This window comes from Vibrio sp. McD22-P3 (genome assembly GCF_021568915.1).
GTDB lineage: Bacteria > Pseudomonadota > Gammaproteobacteria > Enterobacterales > Vibrionaceae > Vibrio > Vibrio mediterranei.
In genome coordinates, this window is record NZ_JAKGTN010000011.1 from 24,985 (window position 1) to 39,153 (window position 14,169).

At 44.5% G+C, this 14,169-nt stretch carries 8 protein-coding genes and 1 pseudogene; 7 read left to right on the forward strand and 2 right to left on the reverse strand.

The genetic code is table 11. The annotated features are described in order from the left end of the window. Positions 1-117: 117 nt before the first annotated feature. Together yqeB and yqeC are read right to left on the reverse strand one after the other, a co-directional pair. Positions 118-1,707, reverse strand: coding sequence for a selenium-dependent molybdenum cofactor biosynthesis protein YqeB (gene yqeB, locus L2W36_RS14060; protein WP_236110337.1), 1,590 nt, complete (start codon positions 1,705-1,707; stop codon positions 118-120). A 22-nt stretch (positions 1,708-1,729) separates the two neighbouring features. Beyond that, a complete protein-coding gene (yqeC, locus tag L2W36_RS14065; RefSeq protein ID WP_236110338.1) occupies positions 1,730-2,533 on the reverse strand; it encodes a selenium cofactor biosynthesis protein YqeC in 804 nt (267 codons plus the stop codon). A 57-nt stretch (positions 2,534-2,590) separates the two neighbouring features. Here yqeC and L2W36_RS14070 point away from each other — a divergent pair, with 57 nt between their 5' ends. The 7 genes and pseudogenes from L2W36_RS14070 (at position 2,591) to ygfK (ending at position 14,169) form a co-directional block, all read left to right on the forward strand. After that, positions 2,591-3,184, forward strand: a complete 594-nt coding sequence (locus L2W36_RS14070; protein ID WP_236110339.1) for an NTP transferase domain-containing protein — start codon at positions 2,591-2,593, stop codon at positions 3,182-3,184. Between the two features lie 294 nt (positions 3,185-3,478). Further along, the gene (gene ygfM, locus L2W36_RS14075) at positions 3,479-4,276 is read left to right on the forward strand and encodes a molybdopterin-dependent oxidoreductase FAD-binding subunit (RefSeq protein WP_236110340.1); all 798 of its coding nucleotides are present in this window, start codon (positions 3,479-3,481) and stop codon (positions 4,274-4,276) included. Further along, positions 4,276-7,146, forward strand: a complete 2,871-nt coding sequence (locus tag L2W36_RS14080) for a molybdopterin-dependent oxidoreductase Mo/Fe-S-binding subunit (RefSeq protein ID WP_236110341.1) — start codon at positions 4,276-4,278, stop codon at positions 7,144-7,146. The genes ygfM and L2W36_RS14080 overlap by 1 nt, the downstream gene beginning before the upstream one ends. Positions 7,147-7,264: 118 nt before the next feature. Then, positions 7,265-8,581 (forward strand): guanine deaminase, encoded by a 1,317-nt coding sequence (gene guaD / locus L2W36_RS14085; RefSeq protein ID WP_038223055.1) that lies wholly within the window; start codon positions 7,265-7,267, stop codon positions 8,579-8,581. Positions 8,582-8,697: 116 nt separating this feature from the next. Then, the gene (locus L2W36_RS14090; protein ID WP_038223062.1) at positions 8,698-10,056 is read left to right on the forward strand and encodes an NCS2 family permease; all 1,359 of its coding nucleotides are present in this window, start codon (positions 8,698-8,700) and stop codon (positions 10,054-10,056) included. Positions 10,057-10,161: 105 nt separating this feature from the next. After that, positions 10,162-10,641: pseudogene (locus L2W36_RS14095) on the forward strand (MarR family winged helix-turn-helix transcriptional regulator); the annotation flags it as partial. 411 nt (positions 10,642-11,052) lie between these two features. After that, complete coding sequence (gene ygfK / locus L2W36_RS14100; protein WP_236110342.1) at positions 11,053-14,169, forward strand: putative selenate reductase subunit YgfK; 3,117 nt, start codon at positions 11,053-11,055, stop codon at positions 14,167-14,169.

Consider the following 14,169-nt stretch of genomic DNA (forward strand, 5'->3'; position numbering starts at 1 on the left):
TTAACGTGCTCACCACGTTTGGTTTTCTACGCGTTGTAGAAGGTCCTCATTTTCATGAGGATGACGGACGTAAGCCATTAAGGAGTCGTTATGTGGGTGATGGGTTATTAATACCCACTACCGACCACTTAAACACAACATTGCCTCAAGAACACCGCCTGCAACCGCACGAGCTTTATCAGAAATCGTGCAGTGATCAACGCTTTCACCACGCGGATCAACATCGCCCACCTTAAAGCCTTGATGAACACTCAATCCGTTGTTGAGTAAGCCTCTCACTTTACCGCTCAATGGCGCGTAGACGACCATGTCATCGACTTTCGCGATAGGTTGTCCTTCTTCAACCAAATCGCCAAGTTTTACTTCCGCAGTAAAGGTACCTACGCCAGGCGCTCTAATCACCCGTTGCTCTGTATAACCTAGAATGCTACCTGGTATACCTGAATTAGGCTGACATGGACCGTCGAAAATTACTCGACCGAGTTGATGTCCACGATTGGTTTCTATCGCTGCGTGACAGTCTTCACCAGCGGTAAAGCCAGGGCCTAAAGCAATGGTGACTGGTGCCATTCCTTTGTGTGTGCCAAGGTTCTTTTTCGCAAGGATGGCATCAACGACAAAATCAGGCTTGATGGCCTCGGCGAGTTTTCCTGTTTCGTCTACAAACACAGGAATCTTGCCTTTCTCTAACAATCGGCAGGCTTTATCAAAAGACTGAACTTTTTCTGCCGTAATGCCTTCTACCGTGACAGGTTTGCCGTAAAGGCATTGGCCGAATGAAACCGTGCAGCGAATCATTGTTGGCTTTTCAATATCACTCATGACTACTTTAAAGCCTGAATTGTGCAATCTCGCAGCGACTCCAGTTGCGATATCACCCGCACCGCGTACTAGCACCAGTTTTTGATTAAAGCTACCAACGCTTTCTTTCAATTTGGCCCCTGAAGCGCCATTTTTCGCATTAAGTACTTCAGCCAAAATACTGATGGCGATTTCTTCAGGCGTTTCAGCGCCAATATCAAAGCCGATAGGAGAGTGGATATGATCAATTTCTTCTTGGCTGGTGCCTAATTCGCGTAAGCCTTGGAATAGTGTTTGTACTTTTCTGCGGCTGGCCATTAAACCCGTATACGTGGTCTTTTTCTGGGCGATTGCGTTGATAGCGTCTTGATCTTGGTGGTTGGTGGCGATAATCACGTAGCTATCTGGTGTGATATCAAGAGAGTCAATGGCACTGAGCATAGTGTCGCCTAGTACTCGATGAGTGCCTTTGGGGAAATGCTCCTCCGCTAAGCTGCCCTCATAAGCATCGACAACAGTAATATCGAATCCTAATGGAGCGGCGGCTTGGGCAACGGCTCTGTTTACATGACCAGCCCCAATTAAGTAAAGGCGAGGGCGAGAGCCATAGACATCAATTGAAAGCGTCATTGCACCGCCACAATCCATTCCCATGGCTTCAGGGCCGGTACGCGTCATTCGTCCAGTAACGACTCGAGGTTTGTTTTCTTTTATTGCTTCAATAGCTTGCTCGATCACGTAGCGCTCGATCATGCCACCACCAATCGTGCCATGTATTTGTCCGCTTTGTTCTACGAGCATGGTTCCAGTATGACGAGGAGAAGAGCCTTTTGTTTCAATGATATTGGCAAACGCAAATGGTGTATTGGTTTGCTCTAACTGTGCTGCCTTGGCGAAAATGTTCATCCAAACTACCTCTGTGTAAATGCTATAGAGTCCGATTGAAAATGTGGTGGATTGGGTTATCTGCCGTCATTTGTGTTATTGCAAGTTGAGCGAGCTGGGGTTCTTCATCAAATATCTGCTTGGCCAATTCAGTCAGTTGTACTTTATCGCTGGCTAAATCGAACCTATTGATGACCCATATTTTTTGTTGTTGCTCACTGCATCCTTTAAACAGACCTTGGTCGCTATTCACCAATGCTTGAATTTGATTTTTCCCGACGACTGACCCTTCGTTGCATTTCGTTAACATACTGAATTCATTCCAACGATGAATGGCTTCAGGATTAGCCGGGTTAAGTATCGGATCTGCACCAGTGACACCAATTACCACATCACTATGGTTAGGAATGCAAGGCTCGTGCCTAGCAGGTGCCTTAAGAGGAAGTCGGTGTGAACCATCTGCTTCGACGATAAAAACAGAGTAAAGTTGCTGACGTTTTAGGGATTCAATCTGTTCGTTAGATAGGCCACGAACTTTCACTTTTTCATCGTTGTCGCTTGGAGATAAACGTTCACTATAAACAAAAGCAATACCCGTTGATGGTAATGGTGAATGGGAGGCAAAGTCCGTGACTTGATTTAGCTCTGGCGCATTAGGAAAGTACATCTTGGTGGTTGTCGTGACACATACTTTGTGGCCAAGTTGCTGGTATTCATTAGCAAGCCGATACAAGAGTTGTGTCTTTCCTCCGCCACCCACTAAGGAAATAGTTATTGGTTCACGGGCACTGGTGGTTGTTGAAATTAATGAATGTGCAAACTCGGAAAAAGAATTATTTGACGACATTGGCATATTTACCCAATTCAATAGATTAAAATACAAAAAACTCAATTCGAATTTCGTATGATAAAAAATAAAAATAACATTGACTGTGTCATTCCAGCTGCCGGATTATCATCTCGAATGGGATGCTGGAAATTAACTCTACCTTATAAAGACAATACGATCTTAGAGCAAAGTATCACAAATGCGTTGTCATTCTGTACTCGTGTGATCTTAGTGGTTGGGTATAGAGAAGACGAGTTGATTGAGCAGTTTCAAGACAACACAAAGGTCACCATTGTACGAAACCAACATTACCGCTCAGGCATGTATTCTTCACTTCAATTAGGCATTAATGAGGTCGACACAGAGTTCTTCTATATCAGCCATGGTGATATGCCTTGTATCGAAAAAGAAATTTATAAAACTCTTTGGGAACATAAGGTTACTGGCACGTTGTTCCCGGGTGAACCACACGCAACAGGCCACCCTGTGTTGATACATACGGCAAGCTTTAAGGCTCAACGAGACCAAGGAAACTTTGATTCGATGAAGTCGATTCTCAAGCTAGGAGAGATGGCATACCTTAGACTTTGCGACCCAACTATTCATTTAGATGTAGATACTCCCGAAGCCTACCAAAAACTGCTTAAGTTAACGCAATCAAAGTATTAACTATCAACTTGATAAAATAGTATCGAAAGTATCAATTTGATATTCATCTATCACCTGATAATGAATAATTAATTTGTTAATTGATGGTTAAAATCAATGACAATAAATAACACTTGGCTGGTCTGTACAGTTTAATTTGATATTGAAAATCACGATCTATATCGCAAATTCTTTCAATATTAGACCGAGCTCACGAATACTAAATAACAAAGTAAGCATTGGCTCAAATGTTGCCTTTTACCTAGTAACAGTTTTTCTGTAATTCAATCTAATCAATGCTAAAAGGCGAAGAATATGAATATTAAATACCTCACGCCGGACACAGTGAGTGCAGCGTTGGAGCTTAAAGCTAACCATGGAAGTCAAGCGGTGTGGTTTGCCGGAGGATCTAAGTTAAACGCAGCACCGACTCGCAGTGATGCAGGTGTTTTTGTCGCAATCGACAAACTGGGTTTGGACTATATCAAACTAGATGGTAACACCCTCACTTTGGGCGCTATGAGCCGAATTCAAGATCTTGTCGATAGTGAGTTAGTCCCAAGCAACATTAAACAAGCTGCGGGCTTCATCTATTCAAGACATCTAAGAAATCAATCAACGATTGGTGGTGAAATAGCTGCGAATCAGTGTGAAGCTCCGCTAGTTCCTGTCCTGATGGCTCTCAATGCTTTAGTTCGCTTCGCGGATGACAAGCAGGTTGAATTGGAAGCTTACATTCAGCAACCAAGTGATGAGCTTATTAAAGAGATCGTCATTCCTGACATCACGCTTGCTGCACTAAGCAAACGAGTAGCAAGAAGCGCTGATGGCCTACGCGTAATCAATGCGTCGGTGTCTGTAGATAAGCAAGGCAAACAGATTGTTGCTATGGAAGGGGTCGCGACTCGTTTTGACGAAATCGCTAAGCCAATAAGACTGCGCGATGTTGAAGGTCTGACATTTAGTGGTGATGAATTAGAGCAAGCCATTAAGAATTCAATTCACGCCGTGGAGGATATTTGTGGTAGCGCTGAGTACAAAACTTACCTAAGTGCCATCGTGATCTCTGACCTACTAATTGAATGCCGTGAAATGGCGAAGGGGGTAGCGTAATGTCTATTCAATTTAATCTTAATGGCCGACCTGAAACGGCTCATTGCGCACCAGAAACCAACGTTCAAACACTATTGCATTCTATGGGACTGCATTCGGTCCGAAATAGTGATGATGGTTGGGGTTTCGCGGGCTCAGATGTTGTGTTGTTCAACGGTAAACTTGTCAACGCATCACTGCTTATTGCAGCTCAATTGGAAGGTGGTGAAGTCAAAACGGCCGAAGCACTGTCTTCTTGGAATCAACTCAGTTTAGTTCAACAAGCGATGATCGATGTTGGTGTTGTTCAATCGGGATATAACGACCCAGCATTGGCATTGCTGTTGACTGATTTACTAGAGCGTATTCAACAACCTACACGCGAAGAAATAGACGATGCTCTATCTGGTTTGTTTAGCCGTGATGCTGGTTATCAGCAATTCTATGAAGTTGTTGAATTGGCAGTGAAATGCCAAGCTGATCCTCAATACACCGAAATGTTTGCCCCAGAATTTAGAGATGACTTGGATGTAGTTGGTAAGAACTGTCCAAAACTCGACTCTGCGAAAATGGTTCAGGCTAAGCCTTGTTATGTAGAAGATAGAATTCCTGCAAATGCTTGTGTCATCAAAATGCTGCGCAGTCCACATGCTCATGCTTGGATCACGCATCTAGATGTATCTAAAGCAGAAGCCTTACCGGGTGTAGTGAGTGTCATCACTCACCTTAACTGCCCTGATATTCCTTATACACCGGGTGGTCAAAGTGCACCAGAGCCTTCACCGCTTGATAGACGTATGTTCGGTCAAAAAATGCGTCACGTTGGTGACCGCGTTGCTGCTGTTGTTGCCGAGTCGGTAGACATTGCGAACGAAGCGCTGAAACTGATCGATGTTGAGTATGAAGTACTCAAGCCTGTCATGAGTATCGACGAAGCGCGCGCTCCAGATGCACCAATCGTCCATAATGAGCCTATTGAATATGGAGTAGGGGCACCAGACGATCTAGAGCAACAAAACGCCAACGCCGATCCTCGCGAAGGTAAGCTGATTGTGAATTTCCCGATTGGCTGTGAGCCAAGAAAGAACATCGCAGCAGGCGTTCGTGGACACATTGGTGATCTAGACAAAGGTTTTGCGGAAGCGGATGTTATTTTAGAGCGTACTTATGAGTCGAAGCAGGTACAGCAACTACCAGTCGAAACGCATATCTGTTACAGCTACATGGATGGCGATCGCGTCATCATGCACGACTCTACACAAGTGCCTTGGCACGTACGTCGCCAAGTCGCCAAGATCCTTAATGTAAAACAGAACAAAGTTCACATCGTCAAAGAGCGTGTTGGTGGTGGCTACGGTTCAAAACAAGACATCCTTCTTGAAGACGTTTGTGCTTGGGCAACCTATACCACGGGTCGTCCAGTATATTTCCACCATACTCGCGAAGAAGAGTTTATTTGTAACTCCACTCGTCACGTAGCGAAAGTGACCGTGAAACTTGGGGCGACCAAAGACGGTAAGCTTACCGCTATTGATATGGAATTCCTCGCGAACACTGGCCCTTATGGTAACCACGCATTAACGGTACCATCAAATGGTCCTGCCTTGTCACTACCGCTTTACCCTTGTGACAATGTCGATTTCCGAGTGACTACGTACTATTCAAATATCTGTCCGACAGGTGCTTATCAAGGTTATGGTGCGCCGAAAGGTAACTATGCATTGACGATGGCGATGGCGGAACTTGCGGAAGAGTTAGGTATTGACCATCTCGATATGATTGAGAAAAACCGAGTCGTTGAAGGCCAAGAACTTAAGATTCTTGGTGCTATCGGCGAAGGTAAAATGCCTACCACCACTCCTAAGGTACACAGTTGTGCGTTAGAAGCGATTCTTCGTGAAGGTCGCAAGCTTATCGAATGGGATTCACCAAAAGATCATCAAGGTGATTGGAAAGTGGGTCGCGGTGTAGCGATTATTCAACAGAAATCAGGGATTCCTGATATCGACCAAGCGAACTGCAGCATCAAGATGGCTTCTGATGGTACTTTCATCGTTCATTCAGGTGGTGCAGACATCGGTACAGGTCTTGATACAGTGATCGCCAAGTTAACTGCTGAAGTTCTTAAGTGTCCACTGGAAGATATTACGATTCATTCTGGTGACACTGACCATGCACCTTTCGATAAAGGCGCGTATGCCTCTTCTGGCACTTGCTTCTCAGGTAATGCAGCAAAACGCGCTGCAGAAGCGATGCGCGAGAAAATCTTGAAGTACGGTGCGGAAATGCTTGAAGAGTCGGTTGAAAATGTACAAATCGTCGCACCTGGCTTGGTAAAAGGGCCTGCTGGCGAGGTAACTTTCTTCGACATCGCTCATAAAGCAGAAAGCGGAACGGGCTGGGGACAACTGTTGGCTTCAGGATGCTTCACTACTGCTGAGTTCGCTTTCCCTTACGGGGCAAACTTTGCAGAAGTTGCAGTCAATACTAGAACCGGTGAAATCCGACTTGATAAGTTCCATGCATTGCTCGATTGCGGTACTCCAGTGAACCCTGATTTGGCACTTGGTCAAATCTACGGTGCGAGTATGCGCGCTATCGGTCACAGCTTGTTTGAAGAGCTTATTTACGACGACAACGGTGTGCCAATCAACACCGATCTTAAGAGCTATGGTGCGCCGAAGATTGGTGACATTCCAAAAGATTTCAAAGCGGTGTTGGTGCCAAGTGATGATCCTGTTGGACCATACGGTGCGAAATCTATCTCTGAAATTGGTGTAAACGGTGCAGCGCCTGCCATTGCAACAGCAATTCATGACGCTTGTGGCGTATGGCTACGTGAGTGGCACTTTACACCAGAGAAAATCCTCAAAGGTCTCAATAAATTATAACAAACAGTGCGGCAGCGGAGACCAAAAAACGCTGCCGCACATTTATTCCAAATAACGGGAAGCAATGCCTCTGTTAGTGAGCAAAGTAGTGAATAGGGGCGTTAAGGTCGAGGTAATTATGCAATATACCCAATCAATTAAGGCTATTAGGGCTTCAATACTTGATATCACAAAAGTAGTTGATAAGCCTGAAGATATCGAACAGCACGTACGTTTTATTGAAGATGGACTTCTTCTTGTTGACCAAGGTCGTATCGAGTGGGTCGGCGAGTGGGAAGAAGGCAAAGATAAAGTCCCAGACTCAGTACGTATTCGTTTTTATCCAGGCAAAATTGTCATGCCAGGATTTATTGATACCCATATTCATTACCCACAAGCAGAAATGGTTGGCGCGTATGGTGAGCAGCTACTTGAATGGCTGAACAACTATACGTTCCCAACAGAAGCGCGCTATAAAGACAGAGACTACTCCAAGGAGATGTCTAAGTTCTTTATTAAGCAGTTGCTTCGAAATGGCACGACGACAGGCATGGTATTCGGAACGGTTCATCCAGAGTCCGTAGATGCATTGTTCTCTGAAGCAAACAAACTCAATATGAGAATCGTCGCGGGTAAGGTCATGATGGACCGCAACGCGCCAGATTACTTACTAGACACACCGGAGACAAGCTACAACCAAACAAAAACACTGATTGAGAAATGGCATAAAAAGGACCGTCTGCTTTACGCGATTACCCCAAGATTTGCACCCACTTCCACACCGGAACAATTGGAAATGGCGCATAAGTTAAGAGAGGAATACCCAGATACGTATATTCATACGCATTTGTCAGAAAACACGAACGAAATTGCTTGGGTTAAAGAACTTTTCCCTGAACAAGACGGTTATTTAGATGTTTATCACCATTATGGCCTGACTGGATCAAAGAGTGTATTCGCACATTGTGTTCATCTAGAGGATCAAGAGTGGGACTGCATACAAGAAACGGATTCAGCTATCGCGTTTTGTCCAACTTCCAACCTGTATTTAGGCAGCGGCCTGTTCAAAATGCAGGAGGCGTGGAAACGAAACGTGAAAGTAGGTATCGGGACGGATATCGGCGCAGGAACCACTTTTAATATGATGCAAACGTTAAACGAGGCATACAAAGTTGCTCAATTGCAGCAGCAGAAGCTCTCGGCGTTTGAGGCATTATATTTGGCGACATTAGGTGGAGCGAAAGCACTCTCACTAGACCACCTATTGGGCAACTTTGAGGTTGGCAAAGAAGCTGACTTTGTTGTGATTGATCCTTGTGCGACACCGCTCCAGCAACTTCGATACGACAACTCTTCTGAACTTATTGAAAAACTGTTTGTGCTCATGACCCTCGGCGACGATAGAAGTATTTATCGTACCTACGTTGACGGGTGTTTGGTTTATGAGCGCAGCTGATTTTATGGCAAATATAGCAAATACAGCAGATGCATTGGTCTCAATACAAGGGATGACCAAGACTTAATGAAAAGGAATATAACATGTCCGAAAATATCTCAAATCAGCAAAGTACGATGGAGATTGCTGAAGATAAACCCACGTCAACCAACAATAGTTGGGTCGACAATTACTTCTTAATCTCACAACGTGGTAGTAATTTTAGGCAAGAGTTAATTGCTGGGCTTACTACTTTCTTAGCCATGGTTTACTCAGTGATCGTAGTACCAAGCATGCTTGGTGTTGCTGGGTTCGACCAAGGCTCCGTCTTTATCGCCACCTGTTTGGTTGCGGCATTTGGTTCACTGCTCATGGGCTTTTGGGCTAACTTGCCGATGGCTATTGGTTGTGCGATATCCCTAACCGCCTTTACCGCTTTCAGCTTGGTGCTCGGGCAAGGAATATCTATACCTGTTGCGCTGGGAGCGGTCTTTTTAATGGGTGTGGTCTTTACTGCGATTACCGTTACAGGGGTAAGGCAGTGGATCCTAACAAACCTACCTTTTGGTATTGCACACGGTACGGGTATTGGTATCGGTTTGTTCTTGCTACTTATCGCAGCGAATGGTGTTGGACTTGTGGTGAAAAACCCAGTGGAAGGTCTACCTGTTAGCTTGGGTGAGTTTACATCGTTCCCAGTAATCATGTCAGTACTTGGCTTAGCCGCGATTTTCGGCTTAGAGAAGCGTCGTGTTCCTGGCGGCATTTTACTGGTTATTGTTGCGATTTCTGTGTTAGGTCTGATGTTTGACCCAAGTGTTAAATTCCAAGGTGTATTCGCCATGCCATCGTTTGGTTCAGGTGAAAGCTCACTACTTGGTTCAATGGACATTATGGGTGCATTAAGTCCACTTGTTCTACCAAGTGTATTAGCCTTGGTTATGACAGCGATTTTTGATGCGACTGGTACGATTCGTGCGGTAGCGGGACAAGCTAATCTACTCGATAAAGATGGCAACATAATCAATGGTGGTAAAGCACTGACGTCTGACTCAGTCAGTAGTATTTTCTCTGGTTTTGTTGGTGGTGCGCCAGCTGCGGTTTATATCGAATCTGCAGCAGGTACTGCAGCGGGTGGTAAAACGGGTCTGACAGCCGTTGTGGTAGGTGGTTTGTTCCTATTGCTACTGTTCCTTGCCCCATTGAGCTACCTTGTTCCTTCTTACGCTACTGCACCTGCGCTGATGTATGTAGGTTTATTGATGATGAGTAACGTCAGCAAGCTTAATCTCGATGACTCTGTTGATGCGTTATCAGGTCTTGTTTGTGCGGTATTCATCGTACTAACTGGTAACATCGTGACGGGTATCATGCTTGGTTTCCTAACACTAGTATGTGGCCGTGTAGTATCAGGCGAATGGAAAAAACTTAACGTTGGTACTGTGTTGATTACTATCGTATTGGTGGTGTTCTACGCGGGCGGTTGGGCGATTTAAGACGCATGTCGATGAGCTCGATGAACGTGATTATTAGTATATAAAAGCAAGGGCACCTCGAATCACTTTCTTGGTGCCCTTATTGTTGGTTGGAAGGGGATTAATATGGACCTGATGGATTGTATTGCTGAATTGTGGAAACACGAGCGACCGGAGCTAGATACAGAGCCAATGGTTCTTATTGGGCGATTAATGCGAGTGAGTAAATGTGTGGAACAAGAACTCGCGAGTTTATGCCGTCAATACAGTTTAAAAACCGGAGAGTTTGATGTGCTGGCTTCACTACTGCGCTCTTCTGCACCTTATCGTTTAACTCCCAGTGAACTTACGCAGTCTTTAATGCTGACATCAGGCGCAATGACCCATCGACTGGACCGTTTAGAGAGTAAAAAGCTGATTGCCAGATACCATTCGAACTGCGATAGACGTTGTGTTGTGGTTCAACTTACGCAAACGGGATATGACATCGCTAACGCTCTGATTGATGCTCACGTTGATAAGCAAAAACAGTTGGTGTCCGGTCTTTCTTTGGAACAACGACAACAAACCACAGCGCATTTGAAAGTTTGGTTGGAGCATGTAGAGAAAGGTGGTTATGCAGAGCCTCAACAGGACGAGAATGTACTCCAACGGCAGCGCAAAGCTAAAGCGATCGATATACCTAACCAGTCAGAAGTCGTATTAGAAAGCTAAACATTTAGCAGACAATTATTGTGAGAATAATAAGCTATCAATATGATAGCTTTTTTATTGTTATGATAGATGTAATTAACAAAACACTCGAGCTGACTATCATAAAAAACGGTATTAAATAAGATTACACTTTAATCAAATTAATAACTATTCTCAATAGCCTTTATTATCAGACCTCTGTCACGAAATAGCAGTTAAAATGTCTTCATGTTAAGTAATTAGACAACCTTGGCTTAGTGATTGCTCTTATCTCATTAATTCATTTACACAGAAGTACAAGCGAATTAATAAAGGAGTGTTACCATGGGAGATATCATGCGCCCAATTCCATTCACCGAGCTGCTTGAACGCATGTTTGGTGAGTATCATCAAAGCAAATCGATTTTCGGCATCCCAGAAAAGCAGTTCTATAAAAAACAGACAAACCAACACCTTGCGGTATGGGGTGAAAACTGCGAAACCCCTGTAGGACCTGCCGCCGGACCTCATACTCAATTAGCTCAGAATATAGTTACGTCTTGGCTTGCTGGTGGTCGCTTCATGGAGCTTAAGACTGTTCAGAAGTTAGATCGTCTTGAAATTGCTAAACCATGTATTGATGCAGAAGATGAGTGTTTTAATACAGAATGGTCAACCGAGTTTACGTTACACAAAGCGTATGACGAATATTTGAAAGCATGGTTTGCGCTGCATCTACTGGAATCAGTATTTGATAGTAAAGCGGCGAAGAAAGCGAAATCATTTATTTTTAACATGAGTGTTGGCTATGATTTAGATGGTATTTTGACCGAGCCAATGCAAGAGTATATTGATAATATGCTCGATTCTTCAAAGCATCCAAAATTTGCACAATATTCAACAGAGTTAAAAGACTTTATTGCCAATAATAAACTGTTGAATAGCAGAACATCAGAAACTGAACTGCAACAATTATTCGAAATGGTAGATGATATCCCAGTTAGTTTGACTGAAGGGGTAACACTATCAACCATGCACGGTTGCCCACCAAACGAAATCGAAGCGATTTGTCGTTATATGTTGGAAGACAAGGGTATCAATACCTTCGTTAAATTAAACCCTACGCTGCTAGGTTATGACCGTGTTCGCAGCATTCTTGATCAAACGGGTTTTGACTATATCTCCCTTAGCAAAGAAGCGTTCTCTCACGACTTGCAACTGCAAGATGCCAAGGCCATGCTTCATCGTCTAGTTAAGCTTGGTAAAGATAAGAACATCGGCTTTGGTGTAAAACTGACCAACACTCTTGGTACATTGAACAATAAAGGCCGTCTTCCTGACAAAGAAATGTACATGTCTGGCCGCGCATTGTTCCCGCTATCTATCAATGTGGCGTTGGAATTGTCTCGCGAATTTAATGGCACGTTACCAATCTCTTATTCTGGTGGTGCAAGCAAGTTTAACATCAGAGAGATCTTTGAAACTGGTATTCGCCCAATCACTATGGCGACAGACCTGCTCAAACCAGGTGGCTACTTGCGCCTCGCTGACTGTGCCAAAGAGCTTGAAGTGAGCACTGATTGGGCAATGCGTGGTGTTAACCTAGAGCGTTTGGAAAAGCTGGCCGAGAAGTCTTTGTGCGCTGAATACACGCAAAAAGAGTGGCGTGGTCCAGAAGAAATTACTGTCGAACAACCAGTGCCACTAACGGATTGTTATGTCGCACCTTGTGTAACAGCGTGTCCTATCAGCCAAGATATCCCTGAATACCTACGCCTAATGGGTCAGCACAAGTATACCGAAGCGTTGGAAGTCATTTACGCTCGAAACGCTCTGCCTTCCATCACAGGTCATATTTGTGATCACCAATGTCAATACAACTGTACTCGTCGCGATTACGAAGGTGCATTGAACATTCGTGAAATGAAGAAAATTGCGCTGGATAAAGGGTGGGATGGCTACCAATCTAAATGGCATCATCCAAATCTGGATACAACCAAACAGCCAGTCGCGGTTATTGGAGCAGGTCCTGCAGGTCTATCAGCGGCGTACTTCATTGCTCGAGCTGGTCACCCTGTGAAAATCTTCGAGAAAGAAGAGAGCGCAGGTGGTGTGGTGAAACACATTATTCCTCAATTTAGAATTCCTGAGAAAGCCATTAGACATGACATTGAGTTTGTTGAAGCTCATGGTGTGGAATTTGAGTATGGCGCGAATCCAGATATCACTATCGACCAACTGAAAGAGCAGGGTTATCAGTATATCTGTCTGGGTATCGGTGCAGATAAAGGTAACCCTATCAAGTTAGCGGGTGACAACAACAACATTTACAAGTCTCTAGACTTCTTACGTCGCTACAACGATGGCGAAGCGTTAGCGCTTGGTGACCATGTGGTAGTAGTTGGGGCAGGTAATACCGCGATGGATAGTGCGCGTGCCGCGCTTAAAGTCAAAGGTGTTGAGAAAGTAACAGTACTTTATCGCCGTACTGAAGCTGAAATGCCAGCATACAAAGAAGAGTATGACGAAGCGGTCGAAGATGGCGTGAACTTCAAGTTCTTAACCAATCCAGAAGAGTTCCATCAAGATGGCACTATCGTAGCGCGTGTCATGACATTGGGTGAGCCTGATGAGAAAGGCCGTAGACGTCCAGTAGCAACCGATGAAACTATTTCACTCAAGGCCAGCGCAGTCATTACAGCGGTAGGTGAGCAAGCGAACCGTGATGTGTTAACGCGTATCGGTGTACCAATGGGTGACGACGGTTGGCCAGCAGTCAACAATGACACTTGTGAGACTCAGGTCGAAAACGTGTTCTTGTTAGGTGATGCGCAAACCGGTCCATCATCGATTGTTTCGGCAATTTCTGGTGGTCGTAAAGCGGCGTCGGCAATTATCGAACGTGAACTTCAATCTGAAACGTTAGCTCAAGTTGAGTCTTCAGTGACGGCAGCGGAAGTGTATCGTAAGAAGGGCGAAATCAAAGTTGCACTGCTTGAAGCGAACAAGCTTGAAGAAAATGACCGCAATGAGTTTGTTAAGCAAGAAGCAGAGCGTTGCTTAGAGTGTTCTTATGTGTGTAGTAAGTGTGTGGATGTTTGTCCGAACCGAGCCAACATGTCACTGCCGATTCCTGGCTTCAAAGACCAGTATCAAACGCTCCACCTTGATGCTTACTGTAACGAGTGTGGCAACTGTGCTCAGTTCTGCCTTTGGGACAGCAAACCATACAAAGACAAATTTACGTTGTTCAGTCTGAAAGAAGACTTTGATTCAAGCACTAACCCAGGTTTCTTGGTTCAAGGCGATGAACTGTTGCTAAGAGCTAAAGGGGAAGTCGCAACGTATCCAATTAATCAAAATGGTCAAATCGAGTTGCCAGAAACGTTAGCCGATGAAGCCACTATTATTCAGTACGTTCTATCGAACCACAAATACTTGCTTGGCGCTGTAGAAGTGTAA

Bases quoted from the DNA above. Each gene is read 5' to 3' on its own strand.
- guaD (WP_038223055.1), top strand. From the start codon at position 7,265: ATGCAATATACCCAATCAATTAAGGCTATTAGGGCTTCAATACTTGAT.
- L2W36_RS14070 (WP_236110339.1), top strand. From the start codon at position 2,591: ATGATAAAAAATAAAAATAACATTGACTGTGTCATTCCAGCTGCCGGA.
- yqeB (WP_236110337.1), bottom strand. From the start codon at position 1,707: ATGAACATTTTCGCCAAGGCAGCACAGTTAGAGCAAACCAATACACCA.
- ygfM (WP_236110340.1), top strand. From the start codon at position 3,479: ATGAATATTAAATACCTCACGCCGGACACAGTGAGTGCAGCGTTGGAG.
- L2W36_RS14080 (WP_236110341.1), top strand. From the start codon at position 4,276: ATGTCTATTCAATTTAATCTTAATGGCCGACCTGAAACGGCTCATTGC.
- ygfK (WP_236110342.1), top strand. From the start codon at position 11,053: ATGGGAGATATCATGCGCCCAATTCCATTCACCGAGCTGCTTGAACGC.
- yqeC (WP_236110338.1), bottom strand. From the start codon at position 2,533: ATGTCGTCAAATAATTCTTTTTCCGAGTTTGCACATTCATTAATTTCA.
- L2W36_RS14090 (WP_038223062.1), top strand. From the start codon at position 8,698: ATGGAGATTGCTGAAGATAAACCCACGTCAACCAACAATAGTTGGGTC.